Source organism: Streptomyces pratensis (genome assembly GCF_037137275.1).
Taxonomy (GTDB): Bacteria; Actinomycetota; Actinomycetes; order Streptomycetales; family Streptomycetaceae; genus Streptomyces; species Streptomyces pratensis_B.
In genome coordinates, this window is sequence record NZ_JBBBEN010000100.1 from 74,677 (window position 1) to 95,146 (window position 20,470).

15 protein-coding genes and 1 tRNA gene are annotated in these 20,470 nt (G+C 71.7%); 6 read left to right on the forward strand and 10 right to left on the reverse strand.

Features of this window, described 5'->3' with window-relative positions; genetic code table 11:
* Positions 1-54 precede the first annotated feature (54 nt).
* Positions 55-519, reverse strand: a complete 465-nt coding sequence (locus tag V9U70_RS25775) for a GatB/YqeY domain-containing protein (RefSeq protein ID WP_336679023.1) — start codon at positions 517-519, stop codon at positions 55-57.
* Between the two features lie 79 nt (positions 520-598).
* Between V9U70_RS25775 and V9U70_RS25780 the strand changes: the two genes are divergently transcribed.
* On the forward strand, positions 599-1,537 hold the full coding sequence (locus V9U70_RS25780; RefSeq protein WP_336679025.1) for a metallophosphoesterase: 939 nt from the start codon (positions 599-601) through the stop codon (positions 1,535-1,537).
* Between the two features lie 324 nt (positions 1,538-1,861).
* A tRNA-Pro gene (locus V9U70_RS25785) sits at positions 1,862-1,935 on the forward strand.
* 475 nt (positions 1,936-2,410) lie between these two features.
* On the opposite strand, the gene V9U70_RS25790 is transcribed toward V9U70_RS25785, so the two are convergent.
* Both V9U70_RS25790 and V9U70_RS25795 read right to left on the reverse strand, forming a co-directional pair.
* Entirely contained in the window at positions 2,411-3,112 is a 702-nt protein-coding gene (locus V9U70_RS25790; protein WP_419724031.1) for a class I SAM-dependent methyltransferase, read from the reverse strand.
* A 107-nt stretch (positions 3,113-3,219) separates the two neighbouring features.
* Positions 3,220-3,684 (reverse strand): glycine-rich domain-containing protein, encoded by a 465-nt coding sequence (locus V9U70_RS25795; RefSeq protein WP_336679028.1) that lies wholly within the window; start codon positions 3,682-3,684, stop codon positions 3,220-3,222.
* 189 nt (positions 3,685-3,873) lie between these two features.
* On the opposite strand from V9U70_RS25795, the gene V9U70_RS25800 reads away from it, so the two are divergent.
* Complete coding sequence (locus V9U70_RS25800; protein ID WP_336679030.1) at positions 3,874-5,163, forward strand: helix-turn-helix domain-containing protein; 1,290 nt, start codon at positions 3,874-3,876, stop codon at positions 5,161-5,163.
* Positions 5,164-5,690: 527 nt separating this feature from the next.
* Here V9U70_RS25800 and metG read toward each other — a convergent pair.
* Positions 5,691-7,412 (reverse strand): methionine--tRNA ligase, encoded by a 1,722-nt coding sequence (metG, locus tag V9U70_RS25805; protein ID WP_336679032.1) that lies wholly within the window; start codon positions 7,410-7,412, stop codon positions 5,691-5,693.
* Between the two features lie 1,163 nt (positions 7,413-8,575).
* Here metG and V9U70_RS25810 point away from each other — a divergent pair.
* Positions 8,576-9,385 carry an SGNH/GDSL hydrolase family protein gene (locus tag V9U70_RS25810; RefSeq protein WP_336679034.1) on the forward strand — a complete coding sequence of 270 codons (810 nt, stop codon included), beginning with the start codon at positions 8,576-8,578 and terminating at the stop codon, positions 9,383-9,385.
* A 134-nt stretch (positions 9,386-9,519) separates the two neighbouring features.
* Here the strand turns inward: V9U70_RS25810 and V9U70_RS25815 are convergent, their stop codons facing one another.
* Positions 9,520-9,888: a nuclear transport factor 2 family protein gene (locus V9U70_RS25815; RefSeq protein WP_336679221.1), complete on the reverse strand. Its 369-nt coding sequence runs from the start codon at positions 9,886-9,888 to the stop codon at positions 9,520-9,522.
* Positions 9,889-10,056: 168 nt separating this feature from the next.
* Entirely contained in the window at positions 10,057-10,899 is an 843-nt protein-coding gene (locus tag V9U70_RS25820) for a class I SAM-dependent methyltransferase (protein WP_336679036.1), read from the reverse strand.
* Between the two features lie 131 nt (positions 10,900-11,030).
* On the opposite strand from V9U70_RS25820, the gene V9U70_RS25825 reads away from it, so the two are divergent.
* Entirely contained in the window at positions 11,031-12,848 is a 1,818-nt protein-coding gene (locus V9U70_RS25825) for a S9 family peptidase (RefSeq protein WP_336679037.1), read from the forward strand.
* Between the two features lie 297 nt (positions 12,849-13,145).
* Positions 13,146-14,024 (forward strand): SURF1 family protein, encoded by an 879-nt coding sequence (locus V9U70_RS25830; protein WP_336679039.1) that lies wholly within the window; start codon positions 13,146-13,148, stop codon positions 14,022-14,024.
* 1,040 nt (positions 14,025-15,064) lie between these two features.
* Here V9U70_RS25830 and V9U70_RS25835 read toward each other — a convergent pair.
* From V9U70_RS25835 to V9U70_RS25850, 4 genes are all read right to left on the reverse strand, one after another.
* Complete coding sequence (locus V9U70_RS25835; RefSeq protein WP_336679041.1) at positions 15,065-16,207, reverse strand: hypothetical protein; 1,143 nt, start codon at positions 16,205-16,207, stop codon at positions 15,065-15,067.
* A gap of 596 nt (positions 16,208-16,803) precedes the next feature.
* The gene (locus V9U70_RS25840) at positions 16,804-17,379 is read right to left on the reverse strand and encodes a SigE family RNA polymerase sigma factor (RefSeq protein WP_336679043.1); all 576 of its coding nucleotides are present in this window, start codon (positions 17,377-17,379) and stop codon (positions 16,804-16,806) included.
* A gap of 365 nt (positions 17,380-17,744) precedes the next feature.
* A complete protein-coding gene (locus V9U70_RS25845; RefSeq protein WP_336679045.1) occupies positions 17,745-18,899 on the reverse strand; it encodes an aspartate-semialdehyde dehydrogenase in 1,155 nt (384 codons plus the stop codon).
* A complete protein-coding gene (locus V9U70_RS25850) occupies positions 18,896-20,167 on the reverse strand; it encodes an aspartate kinase (RefSeq protein ID WP_336679047.1) in 1,272 nt (423 codons plus the stop codon). Before V9U70_RS25850 ends, V9U70_RS25845 begins: the two co-directional genes overlap by 4 nt.
* Between the last annotated feature and the right edge of the window lie 303 nt (positions 20,168-20,470).

Consider the following 20,470-nt stretch of genomic DNA (forward strand, 5'->3'; position numbering starts at 1 on the left):
GGGCGCCCCACCCTCTCGCCGTCTCCGCGGTGGCGAACCGCGCGCTCATCGGACTCAGCCGGCGAGCAGCTTCTTCACCGCGGTGGCGACCCGGCCGCCCTCCGCGAGCCCGGCGACCTTCGGGTTGACGATCTTCATGACGGCGCCCATCGCTCGCGGCCCCTCGGCCCCGGCGGCCTTCGCCTCCTCGACGGCGGACGCGACGATGGCGTTCAGCTCGTCGTCGCTGAGCTGCTGGGGCAGGTAGCCGTCGAGCAGTGCTCCCTCCGCCCGCTCCCGCTCGGCCTGCTCGGTCCGGCCGCCCTGGGCGAAGGCCTCGGCCGCCTCGCGGCGCTTCTTCGCCTCCCTGGCGATCACCTTCTGCACCTCGTCGTCGGAGAGCTCACGCGCCGACGTGCCGCTGACCTCTTCCTTGGTGATCGCGGTGAGGGTGAGCCGAAGGGTGGACGAGGTCAGCTCGTCACGCGCCTTCATGGCCGTGTGGAGGTCTTCCTTGAGCTTGGACTTGAGCGTGGTCATGCGGCGATTGTGACAGGTACAGCGCCTGCGCCGCCCGCCGGTTTTCCGCTGGCCCCGCCGGGTCTGCGACGATGGGCACATGCGCGCACGCTTCGGAGTACCCCTGAAAGTCACGGCAGTCGGCGCAGCGGTCGGTGCTGCCGGCCTCGCTTACGCCGCCGGATTCGAGGCCCGCTCGTTCCGGCTGCGCCGGGTCACCGTTCCCGTGCTCCCGCACGGGGCCCGCCCGCTGCGCGTGCTCCAGGTCTCCGACATCCACATGGTGAGCGGCCAGCGCAAGAAGCGTGCCTGGCTCCAGTCGCTCGCCGGGCTGCGCCCCGACTTCGTGGTGAACACCGGCGACAACCTCTCGGACCCAGAGGCCGTGCCGGAGGTGCTCGACGCGCTCGGCCCGCTGATGGAGTTCCCCGGGGTGTACGTCTTCGGTTCCAACGACTACTACGGCCCCAAGCTGCGCAACCCGGCCCGCTACCTCCTGGAGAAGGCCCAGGGCAAGCACGGCCTCAACGGCAACGCCCCGGCGGTCGGCGTCGTGCACAACCCGTGGGAGCCGATGCGCGACGCCTTCGACGAGGCGGGCTGGCTGAACCTGTCGAACACCCGCGGCCGGCTCACGCTGGACGGTCTGGAGCTGGCGTTCACCGGTCTGGACGACCCGCACATCAAGCGGGACCGTTACGCCGAGGTCCAGGGCGGCCCGGAGACCTCCGCCGACCTCTCCATCGGCGTGGTCCACGCCCCGTACCTGCGCTCCCTGGACGCCTTCACGGCCGACGGCTACCCCTTGGTCCTCGCCGGCCACACACACGGCGGCCAGCTGTGCATCCCGTTCTACGGGGCCCTGGTCACCAACTGCGACCTCGACACCGACCGGGTCAAGGGCCTGTCCACCCACACGGTCGGCGACCGGCGCGCCTACCTCCACGTCTCCGCGGGCTGCGGCACCAACCGCTACACCCCGGTCCGCTTCGCCTGCCCGCCGGAGGCCACGCTGCTGACCCTGGCGCCCAAGGCCTGAGGACTTCCCGCGGGGCTCCCGGCAGGGCTCCCCCGCAGGCGCAGGCGGGGGCAGGCAGGTGCATGGCGGGGGCGCCCCGCTCGGCAAGCAGGTCTCGGCGTACGCGGTGGGCGCGGGAAGCGTCGGCACATACGGCTGCGCGGAAGCCCTCCCTCTCAGGCCCCACCCCTCAGCCCTCCTCCGTCACCCTGAGTAACCTGATCGCCGTCATGGGCCGCCTCGGGCCGCGTGTGACGGGCTGGTCCCAGCACCGGAGAAACCGGATTTCGCCTCCGGCCACCGGTGGGCTAGAGTAATCGATGTCGCCGGGAGACCGGTGGACATCGGGGTGTAGCGCAGCTTGGCAGCGCGCTTCGTTCGGGACGAAGAGGTCGTGGGTTCAAATCCCGCCACCCCGACAGCTGAAACACCAGGTCAGGGCCGGTTTCCCCTTAGGGAGACCGGCCCTGACTGCGTTGTATCTGGGTGTCATCTGGGTGTGATCTTGAAACGAGGTGTCACCGCTCGGCGGCGCGCTGTTGCAAGAGCCGGTCGAGGATCGGGGCCGGGGAGCGCGGGGGAGGAGCAGCCGGTCGTCCAGGGGCTCGTGCCAGACCTCGGTGAGCTGGTCCATGAGGAGCGCGCGCATGGTGTCCGTCACGGGGGTGTACCGGGCGTTGACCGATCTGTCCTCGTGGCCCAGGCGCTCGTCCGCGAGAACCTTCGGGCAACCCAGCCCCCCGGGAGCGTGCGGTGGCCGTGGCGGAGCCCGTGACGGGTCAGTCGGCCCTTGATCGGCAGCCAGCACGCCTCAGCTGACCCTCAGCGCGAACGCACCGCGGCCCCGGAGCCCGGGAAACTGGGCCCGGGGCAGCGGCATTCCCCGGCCCGGCCTCAGGTGGCGGGGCGCTCGGCCGTGACGAGGAGGGTGGCGGCGGGCCGGGGGCCGTCGCCAGCGGGCAACTCCTCGACGCGGATGTCGGTGAACCCGGCCTGGGCCAGGACCTTGGTCCACACGTGCTCCTGCAGCACCCACCGGTGCATGGTGGCGCTCTCACCCCCCGGGGCCTTCGCCGGCACCTCGGCGGCCGTGACATCCGGCTGCCCGGGCTTGCCGGACAGGTAGTGGGCGAGGGTGGAGAAGACCAGGTGTCCACCGGGGCGGAGCGCGTCAGCGGCGGCCGGGAGCAGCTCGCGGGGGTCGGTGAAGTCCACCGCCCCGAAGAGGCTGTAAAGCACGTCGTAGGCGCCCGGGTTCACGCGAAGGTGGGCGACGACGTCCGCGTGGACGAAGTGCAGGGGCGGAGCGAGGTCAGCGTACAGGGCGGTGGCCATACTGTGCTGGGCCGTGGACGCGTCCACGGCGTCGATCCGGTTCGGGGCGTGGTGCACGGCCAGGTGCGCGGCGTGGCGGGCGGCGCCAGCGCCGAGGTCGGCCACGGTCTTGCCGGTGAGGTCGCCGAGGACTTCCGGGCCCGGCCCGTCCTGCTGATCCCAGGTCCAGCGGAAGGAGTCGGGGACGGCGTGGTCCTGAGCGGCGCGGGCCCGGCCGTAGTGGTGCCATAGGTCTGTGGTCGTGGTCGTCACCCGCGTCATCCTGGCGACACCGCGCGGAGGCTGCTGCCGGTCCGGGCGAAAGTCACCCGGGCGTGCCTCGGCGGCCCGAGCCGTGGGCCCGGACCGACGAGGGCCTCAGGTGAGGTTCAGTGCGAGTCGTTGCCCGGGTGGCAGGGGCCGCAGTCGGCGGCGTCCTCCCACAGCGGGAGGTCCACCTCCCAACCGGCGCGGGCGACGAGGTGGGCGGTCTTGATGACCGACCCGTCGTCCTTCATCTCGACCTCGGGCACGTGGTGCAGGAAGTACCCGCCGTTGTACTTGTCGCACAGCTCGGCGTAGGCGACGGTGTCCAGGATGATCGTGTGGGCGCCGATGTCGACCAGCTTGCTCGGGGCGAGCCCCAGGCCCTGGCCCCGGAGGGACATGGCAGTGAGCAGGTAGGCGTAGCCCTGGCCGAGGACGCGGGTGGCCATGACGGAGTCGTACGGGTAGTCCCGCATCAGCAGGCCGACCTGCTTCTCCCAGAGGTCCGCCGGCACGATGTCACGGGGGGAGCGGGCCGGTCCGGTCACCGGGTCGGTGGCGACGGGGGTGTCGACTGCGGTTGCCATGGTGCCTCCCTTGGATGGTGCCCCACGAGGTATGGGGGCGATGTAACGAGAACACCGCATCCGGCACCCGGCCGGTGACCAACTGGGTTTCCTTGCAAGGTGTTTGCACGTCGTGCAAGCGGTCTCGACGGACGCCGTCCCGCGCCCGTACCGTGGTGGCCCCCGGTCGTGTAGCAGGGGGAGGGACCAGTGCCCGGTGACCCGCTCTGGAACAGCGCGAAGGTCAGGGAGTTAGTCGCCCGGCGACAACCGGGCGGACTCGTACGGTTGGGCCGTGAGCACCGAGAATGGACGCTCGCCGAACTCGGCGAGCACCTGGGGTGCTCGGCGGCGACGGTCTCGCGGATGGAACGCCGCACCCGGGTCACCGACCTGACGCTCATTCACCGGGCCGCCGCCACGGTGGGCGTTCCTCGACACGTCCTGGTGAGTTCTCTGGCACCCCCCGCTCCTTCCGGACTGGCCAGCACTAGAGTGTCGGCCAGTCCGCACGCCGAGGAGGACCCGATGCGCCGCCGCTCGTTGCTCGCCGCCACGGCGACCGTACCGGCCGCCATGCTGCTCGGCATGGACCGGGCTTTGGCCGACACCCCGCCGCCCACGGGCAGGGGTGCCCTGGACGCCCGTTTGGCCTCCGCCCGCGACCTCTACGACAAGGGGGCCCACACACAGCTCCTCGGTCTGCTGCCGGGCCTCCTGGCCGACGGGCACGCCGCTGCCTCCTCGCGCCGCGAGCTGGACCAGGCCCGAATGTCCTCCGTCTACAGCCTGAGCGCCGCCCTGCTGATCAAGCTCGGCTCGTACGAGCAGGCTCGCCTCACCGCCGACCGCGCGCGCACCTGGGCCGAGGTGTCCGGGTCCCCGCTCGCCGCCGCTGCTGCCTACCGCGAGCTCGCAATCGTGCTGCGCCACCAGGACCGGGGCGAGGAAGCCCAAACCCTCATGGAGTCGGCCGCGGCCCGGGTGGAGGCGACAGGGCTGCGGACGGACGCGGCCTCGTCGGCCTACGCGCAGACGCTGTGCACCCTGGCCTACACCGCCGCTCGGGGAGGCCGGCGCGGGGAGGCCCTGGCCATGGCCGAGGAGGCACGGCGGGCCGCACGGCGCCTGCCGCTCCAGGCGCCTGCCGGGCGTATCCTCCCCATCAGCCCGGCCGCCGTGGATCTCTACGCCGTCGGCGTCCACTGGGCCCTTGGCGACGCCGGCGCCGCCCTGGAGGCGGGGCGGAACCTTCGGCCCGAGCACTTCCCCACGGCTGAGCGGAAGGCACGCCTGGGCACAGACATGGCCCGTGCCTGGTGGGCGTGGGGCCGCCCTGAGCAGACCGCCCGCGCCTTGCTCGACGCCCACCGTGCAAGCCCCGGCGAGGTGAGAGACCGCCCCGCGATCCGCAGCATCGTGACCGAGTTGGCGCAGCGGCACCCTCATGCCGTTGGCGTGCGGAAGCTGCACGCCGCCGTGTCCGCCCCGGCGAGCTGAGACCGCCGCCCGTCGGGCCCCACCGGGTCCGGACATGCCTCGGTCCCGGCACCAGGGGGTCCCGGCCAGCCGTCGACCCGGCCTGAGTCGGCGCTCGCCTGGGTGCGACACCCACTTCTGCAGGCAACACCCGGGTGTCGGGGGCAGCCCCACCGTTGCACCCCCCAACCTGAACCGGGCTGCACACTCTGCTCAGCGGCGTCCCGGCGGGGCGGTGGGCCACCTACGGCGACCTGGCGGCGGCGGTCGGGAGCCATGCCGTCCCCATAGGTCAGCACCTCGCCACCTGCGGTCGATGCCCCACCCCCTGGCGCGTCCTCACGGCCGCCGGGAAGGTCAGCCCCGGCTTCCAGTGGCCCGACCCATCGCGTACGGACACCGCCGCATCCCTCCTGATCAGGGAAGGCGTGCGCTTCGATGGGGACACCGCCGACCCGGACCAGCGCCTGCGCCAGGACGAGCTCCGGCACCTCCTCGACGGCTGAAAGCCCTTCGAAGCCCTCAGCCCATCGTGACCGGTCCCTGGCTCAGGCATCAGCGCCGCCGAAGCGCTCGCGGTGGGACTCCAGGTCCTCCTCGGAGATCTTCGCGAAGAGCACCGGCGGCACGGTGAAGGCTGTACCGGCCGGGACAGCGTCCAGGGACTTGGCCTGCTCGGCGGTCACCCAGGTCGCGGTGTCGCTTTCCAGGGCGAAGGCACTCCGCATGGCGGCGGCCGAGGCCGGGATGAACGGCTCGGAGACGATCGCGTAGAGGTGGATGAGGTTCATCGCCGTGCGCAAGGTCAGGGCCGCGCCCACCGGGTCGGTCTTGATCTCCAGCCAGGGGGCCTTCTCCTCCAGGTAGGAGTTGCCCGCCGACCACAGAGCCCGCAGCGCGGCAGCCGCCTTGCGGTACTGGAGGGCGTCCATGTGCTCTTCGTACTCGGCCAGGAGGTGGGCGATCTCCTCGCCGAGTCGCGTCTCCGCCTCGTCTGCCTCGTTGCCTGCGGGGACCTCGTCGCCGAAGCGCTTGCGGGAAAAGGAGAGCACGCGGTTGACGAAGTTGCCGAGAGTGTCGGCCAGGTCCTTGTTGACTGTGGCGGCGAAGTGCTCCCAGGCAAAGGAGGAGTCGTCCGACTCGGGGGCGTTGGCGATCAGGAAGTAGCGCCAGTAGTCGGCCGGGAGTGTCTCCAGCGCGGCGTCGGTGAAGATGCCCCGCCTCTGGGAGGTGGAGAACTTGCCGCCGTAGTAGGTCAGCCAGTTGAAGCCCTTGACGACGTCGACCTTCTTCCACGGTTCGCGCACGCCCAGCTCGGTGGCGGGGAACATCACCGTGTGGAACGGGACGTTGTCCTTCGCCATGAACTGGGTGTAGCGGACGGTGTCGTCGGCCTCGTACCACCACGACTTCCAGTCGCGCCTCTCGCCGTCCGGGGCGGCGTCCGCCCACTCCTTCGTCGCGCCGATGTACTCGATCGGGGCGTCGAACCAGACGTAGAAGACCTTGCCCTCGGCCGCCAGCTCCGGCCAGGTGTCCGCCGGGACCGGCACCCCCCAGTCCAGGTCGCGGGTGATCGCCCGGTCGTGCAGGCCCTCGGTCAGCCACTTGCGGGCGATGGAGGAGGACAGCTGCGGCCAGTCGGCCTCGTGCCGGGCCACCCACGCCTCAACCTCGTGCTGGAGCTTCGACTGGAGCAGGAACAGGTGCTTGGTCTCGCGAACCTCCAGCTCCGTGGAGCCGCTGATCGCCGAGCGCGGGTCCAGCAGGTCGGTCGGGTCCAGAACGCGCGTGCAGTTCTCGCACTGATCGCCGCGCGCCTTGTCGTAGCCGCAGTGCGGGCAGGTGCCCTCGACATACCGGTCGGGGAGGAAACGGCCGTCGACCGGCGAGTACACCTGGCGGATCGACCGCTCCTCGATGAAGCCGTTCTCCCACAGCTTGCGCGCGAAGTGCTGAGTGATCTCGACGTTCTGCTGCGAAGAACTACGCCCGAAGTAGTCGAAGGCCAGCTGGAAACCGTCGTACACGGCCTTCTGCGCGTCGTGAGCCTGCGCGCAGAACTCCGCCACCGACGTGCCGGCCGCCTTGGCCGCCAGCTCGGCGGGCGTCCCGTGCTCGTCAGTAGCGCAGATGTACAGGACGTCATGACCACGCTGGCGGAGGTACCGGGAGTACACGTCCGCCGGAAGCATCGACCCGACCATGTTGCCCAGGTGCTTGATCCCGTTGATGTAGGGAAGCGCGCTGGTTACCAGGTGTCGAGCCATCCTTGGATGCTCCGTTTCGTACGTTGACGCCGGCGGCAGTGCCACGGCGGGCCGAAGTCGGGAGGACGCGACCGCGCAAGGTCGCTCAGCCGTGTCACGCATGGTGTCGGCCGGATCTGCGAGCCGCCGCAATCGTATGGCACCCGGGTGCCACACCGCCGGGTCGTTTACCGGCGGCGGGGCTCGCGGGGAAAGGCTCTCGGCCGTTTGAGGCAGGCGGTGTTCTCCCTCGTCGTTGGTGAAGCCATGTGCCCCGGAGCCGTCGAGTGGGCCGGCGGAGCCGGCGGGCGGCCTCGGGGTCGCCATGGACGCCTTGGTGGAAACGTTCAGCGCCATCGTCCGACGTCGGCACGGACACCGTGGGTGCGCGGTCGGCCGGCTCTCTGCCGCGCTGAAGTCGGACAGCTCCCCGATGACCTGGCCTAACCGGCCGAACTGGCGACGCCCCTCCGGGCGAAGGTCCCACGCGGCCTTGGTCTGAGTCCCGCTTCACGCCGGGGCCCGCAGTACGTCGTCTTCGCGGCCAGCCCACTGGCCACACGGCCGGGTGATGGCCTTCACGGTCGGGCGCGGGCTGGCACATCTCAGTCGGTTGTCCGGCTCACCTCTCCGTCGCCTGCGCCGATCCCCGCCGAACCGCCGGTGAACTCGGCCTGCTGCAGAGCTGCTGTCGCCCCTGAGCCTGCGCTCCGCCGAGACGTCCGCGCGCATCACCACTCTCGTACATCACGCCGGTCACGCGGCAGACCTGCCGGGGCCACACTGCGACGGGTTCTGTGCTTCCGCCGCGTCGCCCTCGACTTCCCGAGCGACCACGCGTCAGCGAATGGCCGAGGTCCCGCCGGACCCAGCGCCCGGCAGGCGCGGGGCACGTTGCCCCTTTCGGCTGAACTTGCCCAGCGCCCTGTGCCGGTATCTCGCTGCACGCGCCCCGGATCTCCGCCGATCCAGCTACGTCTGCGCACAGTTTTGGCACGCCAAGTCCCCCTTCGCGATTGCTAGTTGCGGGTTTATCTACGCGCGAAGCATCACCAGCCGAACAACCATTCGGGCATATCAGACGACTTCTCGCTGAGGCATTACCCGCGGGTACCGCGAGCTGCTAGAAACTGGTGCGCTCCCCCACGCCTCAACACCCCCCACACTTCGAAGGGCTGGCAGCCATGTCAGTACGCAGGTTCTGGGCATCCGTCTCCACGCTCGCCGTCGCGGCCGCGATCTCCCTCGGCGCTGCCGGGCCGGCATCCGCGGCGGGTTCGGGCGCAGCCGCGGGCGGTTATGCCGCATTGGGCGACTCCTATTCCTCGGGAGTCGGCGCCGGAAACTACCTCCCCGACAGCGGTGACTGCCGACGCAGCGCCAACGCCTATCCCCATCTGTGGGCGAGGGCGAACTCCCCCGCCTCGTTCGACTTCGTCGCCTGTTCCGGAGCGACCACCTCGTCCGTGGCCGGCAACCAGCTCGGTGTGCTCAACGCGTCGACGTCGCTGGTCAGCGTCACGGCCGGGGGCAACGACGTCGGGTTCGCCGACGTCATGACGGACTGCGTGCTTTCGAGTGAGGCCGTCTGCGTCAACAGCGTGAACGCCGCCGTCGCGCGGATGAACAACTCGCTTCCCGGCGCCCTCGATTCTCTTTACGGGAGCATTCGCGACCGCGCCCCGCAGGCTCAGGTGGTGGTGCTCGGATACCCCCGCTTCTACCAGCTGCCGGGCCGTTGCATCGTCGGCCTCACCGACACCGAGCGGTCCGCGATCAACAACGCGTCGGACGTGCTGAACGACGTCCTCGCCAAGCGGGCCGCCGACGCCGGGTTCACCTTCTCCAGCGTGGTGGACGAGTTCACCGGCCATGAACTGTGCTCCGGTGATGCCTGGCTCCACAGTGTGACCGTGCCGATCCACAACTCTTACCACCCCAAGGCGGCAGGGCAGTCGGGTGGTTACCTGCCCGCGTTCCGTTCGGCCGTGTAGCAGAAGGAGAAGAAAGAGGATCTGGGTCCACGGCGGTTCACCACGTGCCCGTGCACGGTGCGTAGGGTGAACCGCCGCTCCCCCGCCACGCCCCTCAGCGCCGCCTGCTCCATGACGCCGCCTGCGGCACCTGGTCAGTAGCGCTCGACCAGGTGCTCGCGGCCCACCGGGGGCTCGTACGCCTCGGGCCAGAAGTCCGTCACCCCGGTGATCCGTCCGCGCTCGTCGAAGGTGAAGAAGTGGATGGCGTCCATCTCTTCGGGCTCCTCCCCAGGCGCGGTGAACTCGGTCCGGGCGGCGGCCTGCCTGCCCTCCGCGTCGGCGACTATTCGCTCGACCCGCACGTGCCAGTCCCCCGGATACTCCTGGTTGAACCGGACGTACCGCTCGCTGCCGCGAATCCGCTCCCTCGTCTGCGGCAGGTCGTACACCACATCGTCGGCGAGGGTCTCGGCGAACGCGCTCCAGTCACGGACGTCCGCCGCCGCCCAGTACGCCTCCACCACCGCGCGCAGACCGGCCGCGCCGATACCACCGGCTCCGGCCCTGCCCACGGCCCCGCCCTGTGCCCCACCCGTCGTTCCGCCTGTCATGTCGGTCATGGGAACGAGTGTGACCCCTGCCACTGACAATCGGCCGGGAGAGCCGGGGCACACCGCCCTGACCTGGCATTACCTCTCATGTGGTGCAGGGCGCGACGCCTTGATCGAGTACATCAGCGGGATACGCGGCCGGTCGGCCGGGAAGCGGTAGCAGCCGTCCGCGTGACGCTCCAGCGCGCCGAACCTGGGGAAGAGCGACACGTCGTGTTCGTGGAGGAACTCGATGCGCAGGCCCGCCGCCGCGAGCGCCGTCACCACCTCTCCCACCGGATGCTGCCACTCGACGCTGCGGTTGTGCACCGTCGGCGCGTCGGAGTCCGCGTACGTCCCCGGGGTCTCGTCCACCCAGGCCTCGCTGCTGAAGTAGTCATCGGTGACCACCGAACCCGTCGCATCGTCCATCGAGTCGGTCAGCGGGTGGAACTCCGCGAGGTAGAGGAAACCTCCCGGGGCGACCAGCGAGGCGGCGGTCTCGGCCCAACGCGGGATGTCGGGGAGCCAGTTCAACGCCCCGATGCCCGTGTAGACGATGTCGTACGCGGGATCGGGAACGGCGGTCGGCGCGTCATACACATCGGCCGTGACGAACGCCGCCCGGTCCGGGCCCAGGCCCAGCGTCGCGGCCAGGTCGCGGGCGGCCTCGACGGCGGGCTCGGAGAAGTCGAGCCCCACGACCTGGGCCGCACCTCGGCGCGCCCAGGACAGGGTGTCCACCCCGATGTGGCACTGGAGGTGCAGCAGAGTCTTCCCGGTGACGTCTCCGACCTCGGCGAGTTCGAAGGCGCGCAGGACGTCCTTGCCCGCGCGGAAGGCGTCCAGTTCGTAGAAGTCGCTTGCCACGTGGATCGGCACGCGCTCGTCCCAGCGCGCGCGGTTGGCGTCCTGCCAGTCGTCCGGTGTCGGGGAGTACATGGGCGGGAACGTACCCGCACGAGGGTCGGGGGTGCGACTGGATATCCACAGCCGGGGAGACGGTCGGCGGGGTCGCGGACAGGTTATCCACAGGGTCCCCGCCGAGGTGGCCGATCGGGTTGTATGGGGGCATGAGCGAAACACAGAACGCCTCGACCATGCCGGAGTGGGAGCAGCGGTTCCGCGCGCCCCGGGTGTCCCTGCCCGACTGGGCCGAGGACGCGCCTGACCGCTCTCTGTTCGTGTCCAATGCCACCGGGACCTACGAGCTGTACGCATGGGACCGGGTGAGCGGCGAGCAGCGGCAGGTCACCGACCGGCCGAACGGAACGACCGACGGGGTGCTGACGCCCGACGGCGAAGCCATCTGGTGGTTCAGCGACACCGACGGCGACGAGTTCGGGGTATGGATGCGCCAGCCCTTCGGCGGCGGGGAGGACGAGCCCGCCGTCCCGGGACTCGCGCCTTCGTATCCGGCGGGACTCGCCATCGGCCGCGACGGCTCGGCGGTGGTCGGCCGTTCGACCGATGAGGAGGGCACGACGGTCCACCTGGTGCCCCAGCCGGGCGGCGCCCCTGTGGAGATCTACCGCCACCGGGAGTCCGCCGGGGTCGGCGACCTCTCCCACGACGGCACGTTGATCGCGTTGGAGCACACGGAGCACGGTGACGCGATGCACTCGGCCCTGCGCGTGGTGCGGCCGGACGGTTCCACGGTGGCCGAGCTGGACGACACGGAGGGCGGCACCAAGGAGCTGGGGCTCGCGGTGCTGGGCTTCGCCCCGGTGGCCGGTGACAGCCGGCTCCTGGTCGGACATCAGCGCCGGGGCCGCTGGGAGCCCATGATCTGGGACCCGGTCACGGGCTCGGAGACCGCTCTCCCCATCGACCTGCCGGGAGATGTGGGGGCCGAGTGGTATCCGGACGGTTCGGCGCTGCTCATCGAGCACAGCTTCGAGGCCCGCAGCGAGCTGTGGCGGTACGTCCCGGGGGCGGCGGAGCCCGTCCGTGTCGAGACCCCCGCCGGCACGGTGTCGGGCGCCACGGCCCGCCCGGACGGCGAAGTGGAGTATCTCTGGTCCTCGGCCGCGCAGCCGCCCGAGGTGCGTTCGACGAGCGGCGCCGTGGTCCTGGACCCGCCAGGGGCGAAGGCCCCGCAGTCGGTGCCCGTGCAGGACGCGTGGGTGGAGGGGCCAGGAGGCCGCGTCCACGCCCTTGTGCAGACGCCCGCCACCGGTGACGGCCCCTTCCCCACCGTCTTCGAGATCCACGGCGGTCCGACCTGGCACGACAGTGACGCCTTCGCCTCCGGGCCGGCCGCCTGGGTGGACCACGGCTTCGCCGTCGTCCGGGTCAACTACCGGGGCTCCACCGGGTACGGCCGCGCTTGGACGGACGCGCTGAAGCACCGGGTCGGGCTGATCGAGCTGGAGGACATCGCCGCCGTTCGGGACTGGGCGGTGGAGTCCGGCCTCGCGGACCCGCGGCGCCTGGTCCTGGCAGGCGGCTCGTGGGGCGGGTATCTGACCCTGCTCGGCCTCGGCACCCAGCCCGACGCCTGGGCGCTGGGCTTGGCCGCGGTGCCGGTCGCGGACTACGTCACGGCCTACCACGACGAGATGGAGGCCCTGAAGGCGATGGACCGCACGCTGCTGGGCGGCACGCCGGAGGAGGTGCCCGAGCGTTTCGCGGCCTCGTCGCCCCTGACGTACGTCGACGCGGTGCGCGCCCCGGTCTACATCTCGGCGGGCGTCAACGATCCGCGTTGCCCCATCCGCCAGGTGGAGAACTACGTGGACCGGCTGGCGGCACGCGGCGCGGTGCACGAGGTGTACCGGTACGACGCCGGGCACGGCTCGCTCGTGGTCGAGGAGCGCATCAAGCAGGTCCGGTTGGAGCTGGAGTTCGCGCTGAAGCACCTGGGAGGAGGCACCGCCCCGGAGCGCTGAGGGGGAGAGGGGCGCGCTTCCCGGCTGTGCCAGGCACCGGCGCGGCGGCCTCGTCGATCTCGGGACGGGGGCCTCGCTGGGCCCGGCGGGACGGGGGCCTCGCTGGGCCCGGCGGGAGGGGCCGGCAGGGCTCGGCGGGGCGGGCCGGCAGGGGTCGGCGGGGCTCGGCGGGGCGGGCCGGCAGAGCTCGGCGGGGCGGGGTCGCCGACGGGGTATGGGGCCGGTTCCGGCGTAAGAGGGGGATAAATCGCCGACCCCGCTCCGGGCCACCGCGGCGGGGAACCGTACCGTGGAGGGGTGTACCGGTTCCTGCTGACCCCGCGATGGTGGGGGATCAACCTCTTCGTCGTGCTGGCCATCCCGTTCTGCGTGTTCATGGGCACCTGGCAGCTCGGCCGTTTCGAGGACCGTGTGCAGTCGCACGAGCAGGCGGAGGAGCGACCCGACCCCGGCACACGGGCCGCGAAACCCCTGGACGAGCTGCTGCCCGTCGACAAGGTGACGTCCGGCCGTCCGGCCGTCGCGACGGGAACGTACGCCGACCAGTTCCTGGTGCCCGGCCGTGAGCTGGACGGCCGGGAGGGCTTCTACGTCCTGAACCTGCTGCGCACGGACAGCGGCAAGGCGCTTCCGGTGGTACGCGGGTGGATGCCCGGTTCCGCGAGCGGCGCCCGGGTGCCCGCCACGCCGCAGGGCGAGGTCACGGTGACCGGCGACCTCCAGGCGTCCGAGAACATGCACAGCGATGGCGTCGACGTCAGAGGCGGGCTGCCCGCGGGGCAGCTCGGCATGATCAGCGCGGCGACCCTGGTGAACCTCGTCCCGTACGACGTGTACGACGCCTGGGTGACACTGCCAGAGGGCGAGGCGGGCGGTACGGGCGGTGCGATGGAGCCGGTGCCCGCAGCGGCTCCGCAGGGCAGTGGCCTCGACCTCAAGGCGTTCCAGAACCTGGGGTACACGGGCGAGTGGTTCGTCTTCGCCGGCTTCGTGCTCTTCATGTGGTTCCGCCTGGTCCGCCGCGAGGCCGAGGCCGCCCGCGACCTCGCGCTCGGCCTCGCCCCCGAGGGCCTGCCGGCTGAGGGCGGCCCGGCGACCCCGGAGGGCCTGCCGGCTCAAGGCGGCCCCGCAGCCCCGGACAGCCCTGCGGCCCCGGACACAGCCCGGCAGGCCTGAGCGGCCGCACGGCCCCGGACGACCCACGGGCCGCGGACGGTCGGTCGCCGCCTGACGCATCGTCGGCCTCCGTAGCCTCAGGTGTCCGTCGGCTCCCGCGACGCCCGACGACACGGTGGCCCCGGACGACATGACGGTCCGGGAGGACGCGACCCCGGCCCCGGACGACATGACGGTCCGGGAGGACGCGACCCCGGCCCCGGACGACATGACGGTCCGGGAGGACGCGACCCCGGCCCCGGACGACATGACGGTCCGGGAGAGCGCGGTTCGGCCCCGGACGACGCGACGGCTCCGGAAAGGCGCGGTCCCGGCCCCAGCCGCTCGGGCAACCTCGCAGCAAGGCCCGGGGCCTCGTAGGGCCCGACGGCGGCAGGTCTCGCAGCAGGGTCCGGAGGCGTCGCAAAGCTCGCACAGGCCGGAGCCCTACAGGGCCCCCGAAGTCACTCAGGTTTCCGGTGCCGGGCAAGACCTGTGAGGCCGCGCAGGGCCCCGCAGTCGCGCCGGACCCGAGGCGGGACGAAACCCCTGAGGCCGCGCAGGGCCCCGCAGTCGCGCCGGGCCCCGAGGCCGGGCGAGGCCCCGCAGTCATGCCTGGCCCTGAAGTGTCGCGGGGCCCCGCGGTCATGCCGGGCCCCGAAGTGTCGCAGGGCCGACCCGCGGTCACACAGAACCCCGACGTGTCGCAGGGCCGCCCTGCGCTCACGCAGAACCCCGACGTGTCGCACGGCCCCACGCTCACGCAGAGCCCCACCGTGCCGCACGGCCCCGCAGTCGCGCATAGCCCGCCACCGTGTCGCACGGCCACGCAGAGCCCGCAGCCCCGTAGCACCTGGAGCCTCCGCAGGGCCCCGGACCCGTAGCACCTGGAGCCTCCGCAGCACCCCGGGACCGCAGCACCCGGAGCCCCCCGCAGCGCCCCGGGGTCGGCCCGTAGCACCTGGAGCGCACGCAGGGGTCGGGGCCACAGGGCACCGAGAACAGAGCTCCAGCGACAGGACTCCGGGAACAGGGCCCTGAGGCGCGGGCCCCGGGGCGGGTCAGGACGTGGCCAGGACTCCGGTGCGGTAGATCGTGCCCGCGCAGGCATTGTTGATCTTCGCCTCCGCGGTGGGCGCGCCCGACTCCGGGGTGTGCGTCACGGTGATGCCGCCGTCCGCCGTGCCTCCGCCGTCCTTGCCCAGCGACTGCGCCTGCATCTGGGGCTGCATCTGGGTCTGCGCAGCCGATGTCTCGGCGCCCTCGCCCACCGTTCCTCCGGCGCCGTCCACCGACGGGCTGGGGCTGGGCGAGGGGGCCACGGTCGGGCAGGTTTCTGTGGGGACCCAGGCGAACCGGACCTCGTACGCCATGGCCGGCTTCAACAGCACCCTCTCCGGCTCCTGCCCTGGATCGGGCAAACCGGGCGCTGCGTCTCCCGGCGCGTGCTGGACGACGTCGATCTTGAGCGGGTCCGCGGCGCCGAGAGCGGTGAAGCCCACGGTGCCGTTGCTGGTGACCGTGCAGTCCGTGCCCGACACGTTGGCGATCCTGAAGCGGCCGTAGACCGTGCCGTCGGCCTCCGGCGCGTCTACACCGGCGGAGTCGACCCCGAGCTGGCTCGGGTCGCAGACGGTCGGGGCAGCGGGCTCGTCGCGCGGGGCTGCGGAGGCTTGGCCCGTGGCGGTGGCCTCGGGGTCGGCGCCCATCCCCGGTGAGGCGCTCCGGTGCGGTTCGGGCGCGCCCATGCCCCCCTCGCTCTCCCGATGGCTGGGCTCCACGGCCTGTTGGCGGCGCTCCTCCGGTCCGGTCTCGACACCGTTGCCACCCTGGGCCTGTTCGCCGTGGCCGACGATGGCGGGGCGGGCCGTGGTCGAGCCACCGGAGGTCGCGACGTGGACGAACGCGGGGACGGCGGTGCCGATCAGCAGGGCAGCCGCCGCGGCCCCCACGACGGCCTGCCGTCGCTTGGCCCGGCGGGCCGGCACGGCGCGCTGGAGTTGGTCGAGGCTCCCCTGGGCGGGTTCGAGCCCCCGGACGGCGCCGTGCAGCATGCGGCGCAGGGCCGTCTCGTCCAGCTCGGTCGTGGCCGGCCCGCCACGACCGCCCGCGAAGAGGTCGGTCAGCGTGCCCGTCAGGCCGTCGGCGCGTACCTCGAAGGCCCCGCCCGCGCCCGTACGCGCTTCCCGCCCCGTCGAGCTCAAGCCCTCGGCGCGCGCCTCAGGAGCCGCGCCAGCGCCCGCCCCCGGGCCCACGCCCGAGCCAGCGCCCGCCCCCAGGCCCAAGCCCGTACCTGCACCCGTGCCCGTGCCCAGCCCTGCACCCGTGCCCAGCCCCGCACCCGAGCCCGTACGCGCCCCTCCCCCTGCCAGGCCGCCGGTGCGCGCCTCGGGGACAGGGCGCGCACTCGTACGCGCTGCTCGGGCCGTCCCGCCCTCGGCACGCGCCCCAGCCTCACGGGCAGGACCCGCGCCCGCCGCCACGCCCGGTGCCGCAGCGGCGTCGGCGCCCGCTCCCCCAGGGGTGGTCCCTCGCGTCCCGGAGACATCAGCGGCATCGGCGCGCGCTTCCCCCGGAGGGTTCCCTCCCGTCCCGGAGACGTCGGCGGCGTCGGTCTCCTCGGTGGGCCGTGCGGGCGGCGTGGGCCGCGGGTCGCCCTCGGGCGCGGGGAGGGCGAGCTCGCGGTGCGGGCGGCCGGGGTCGAGTCCGGGGGGCGGCGTCGGCTCGGGTCCGCCGTTCGCCATCGCGTCTCCCGTCGGGTCGTTCTCGTGGCCGCGCTCGCGCCGGCGCTCCGACCCGGTCACGCCTGAGCCTCCATCACGACACGGAGCGCCGCGATGCCGCGGGAGCCGTAGGCTTTGACCGACCCCAGCGAGACGCCCAGCGTCTCCGCGACCTGGGCTTCCGTCATGTCGGCGAAGTACCGCAGCACGAGGACCTCGCGCTGACGCCGCTGGAGCCCCTTCATCGCCTTGATCAGCGCGTCCCGCTCCAGTTGGTCGTACGCGCCCTCCTCCGCGCTCGCCATGTCCGGCATGGGCTTCGAGAGCAGCTTCAGCCCGAGGATGCGGCGGCGCAGCGCCGAGCGCGAGAGGTTGACCACGGTCTGGCGGAGATACGCCAAAGTCTTCTCTGGCTCGCGGACCCGGTTGCGAGCGGAGTGGACGCGGATGAACGCCTCCTGCACCACGTCCTCGCAGGACGCGGTGTCGTCCAGCAGCAGGGCCGCGAGGCCGAGCAGGGAACGGTAGTGGGCGCGGTAGGTCTCGGTGAGGTGGTCGACCGTGGTTCCAGCTGCCACCGTCTCCTCAGCGCCCCCGCGCTGGGAGGGCAGCTGGGCGGCGCGCACAGCGGGCATGGGCGCGATCACCGGCATGCCACCACCGCCGGGTGCGCGGGGCCGCCGGAACGGGCGCACCGAAGCGCCTCGCAACGGGCCCACCACTGTGATATCGAGAACCTCTGCCACGCCTGTTGGACACGTTTCCCCCCGTCAGGGTTGTACGCGGACGGCGCCATGTTCGACGCTGTGCGAGATGCCCTCATACACACCTGCTCTTCCCCAAATGCCCCGTAATAGCGTCCACCCACGCACGACGTGAGGGCATAGACGCCGCCCGGCCGACGCATGGTTGCAGGAGGCCGGGAGATCATCGTCGGATACGACAACGCCCCAGCTCAAGAGGTACAGACCAGCGAATTGCTCATAGGGCGTTCACAGATCCTACAAAACAGGTTCGATCACGGCCGGGGAAATTCGGCGGCGACGGTTTCGGCGATCTGAGCCACGTTCAAAGCCGCCCCTTTTCGGAGATTGTCACCGCAAAGGAACATTTCCAGGGCATGCGGATCGTCCATCGACCGCCGCACTCGGCCGACCCAGGTGGGGTCGGTGCCGACGACGTCGGAAGGGGTGGGGAAGTCGCCGGACGCCGGGCTGTCGAAGAGCACCACGCCGGGCGCGGTCGCGAGGATCTCGTGGGCCCGGTCGACGGCTACCTCGTTCTCGAAGCGCGCGTGGACGGACATGGAGTGCGTCGCGATGACGGGAACGTAGACGCAGGTGGCGGTGGTCTTCAGGCCGGGCAGGCCGAGGATCTTGCGGCTCTCCTCGCGGATGGCGAGCTCCTCGGACGACCAGCCGTCCCCGGCGTCGTCACCGGCCCACGGCACGACGTTCAGGGCCACGGGTGCGGCGAACGGGCTCTCCACGGCCGTCCCGACCCCGCCGAAGCCGTCCCGCGGTCTGCCGCCGCGCCCGTCGCCGAACGTGTCGGAGGTGGCGGACCCGAGGCCTCCGGGGCTGGCGCCCAGGGCGCGGCGTACGTCGCCGGGCCGGGTCCCCAAGTCCGTGCCGGCCACCAGCGAGAGCTGTTCGCGCAGGGCGGCGACGCCGTCCCGGCCCGCGCCGCTGACCGCCTGGTAGGAGGAGACGATGAGCTCGCGCAGCCCGAACTCGGCGTGCAGCGCGCCGACCGCGACGATCAGCGACAGCGTGGTGCAGTTCGGGGACGCGACGATGCCGCGCGGCCGGAGCCGTGCGGCATGGGGGTTGATCTCCGGGACGACGAGCGGAACGTCGTCGTCGAGCCGGAAGGCCGCCGAGTCGTCGATGACGACGACGCCCTTGGAGGCGGCGATCGGGGCCCAGTGGGCGGACACCTCGTCCGGCACCAGGAACAGCGCCACGTCGACGCCGTCGAACACGTCCTCCGCGAGCGCGAGGACCTCGCTCTCCTCGCCGCGCACGACCAGCTTGCGGCCGGCCGAGCGCGGCGAGGCGACGAGTCTGACCTCGCCCCAGACGTCCGCGTGCTGCGAGAGGATCTGGAGCATGACACCGCCGATCGCCCCGGTCGCACCGACGACCGCGAGCGAAGGGCGGTGTGCGGTCATCGCCCGGTGCCTCCGTAGACGACAGCCTCGTCGGAGTCGCTGTCGAGGCCGAAGGCGGTGTGCACGGCGCGCACGGCGCCGTTGACGTCGTCGGCGCGGGTGACCACAGAGATGCGGATCTCGGACGTCGAGATCAGCTCGATGTTCACGCCCGCGTCGGACAGCGCCTCGAAGAAGCCCGCCGTGACGCCCGGGTTGGTCTTCATGCCAGCGCCGACCAGGGAGATCTTGGCGATCTGGTCGTCGTAACGGAGCGACTCGAAGCCGATGGCGCCCCTGGTCCGCTCCAGGGCGTCGATGGCCTTGCGGCCCTCGGCCTTGGGCAGGGTGAAGGAGATGTCCGTCAGCCCGGTCGTGGCGGCGGAGACGTTCTGCACCACCATGTCGATGTTGACCTCGGCGTTCGCGATGGCGCGGAAGATCGCGGCCGCCTCGCCCGGCTTGTCCGGGACGCCGACGACGGTGACCTTGGCCTCCGAGACGTCGTGGGCGACTCCGGAGATGATCGCGTGCTCCACCTTCTGGTCCCCTTGCGGCTCGTTGCTGACCCAGGTTCCGCGCAGCCCCGAGAAGGACGAGCGGACGTGGATCGGGATGTTGTAACGACGTGCGTACTCGACGCAGCGGTGCAGCAGCACCTTGGAGCCGGACGCGGCCAGCTCCAGCATGTCCTCGAAGGAGATCCAGTCGATCTTCTTCGCCTTCTTCACGACCCGGGGGTCGGCGGTGAAGACGCCGTCGACGTCGGTGTAGATCTCACAGACCTCGGCGTCCAGCGCGGCGGCCAGCGCGACGGCGGTCGTGTCCGACCCGCCGCGGCCGAGGGTCGTGATGTTCTTGCCCTCCTGGCTGACGCCCTGGAACCCGGCGACGATGGCGATGTTGCCCTCGTCGATCGAGGTCCGGATGCGGCCCGGCGTGACGTCGATGATGCGCGCTTTGTTGTGGACCGAGTCGGTGATGACACCGGCCTGGCTGCCCGTGAACGACTGGGCCTCGTGGCCCAGGTTCTTGATCGCCATCGCCAGCAGGGCCATGGAGATCCGCTCACCGGCGGTCAGCAGCATGTCGAATTCACGGCCGGTAGGCATCGGTGACACCTGCTCGGCGAGGTCTATCAACTCGTCCGTCGTGTCGCCCATCGCGGACACCACGACAACCACCTGGTTGCCGTTCCTCTTGGCGTCCACGATTCGCTTGGCAACCCGCTTGATGCCCTCGGCATCGGCTACGGAGGAGCCTCCGTACTTCTGCACGACAAGGCCCACGTGCGCTCCTCGCTCAGTCATTACTGCGGTCGGCTCAGTTTAACGAGCAGCCCGGAAGCGACCCGTCTCTACCAGATGGTGAGATGTCCCGCTCACCGTCCGGTACAGCGTGTCGCCCCGAACCGCTCGTAGGTGGCTGTTGCCCACCCATCCCCAGAGCACTCCCGTTTGTGTCCCAGCCCACACCTTCGGGGCATGACGCGCGAGCCGGGGCGCTCAGTCGGCGTACTCCTCGGCCCTCGCCCGTGGTGGGGAGGCCGTCCCGGGCCGCCATGGCGTCGTCTCCCCGACTCCGTGGCGGCC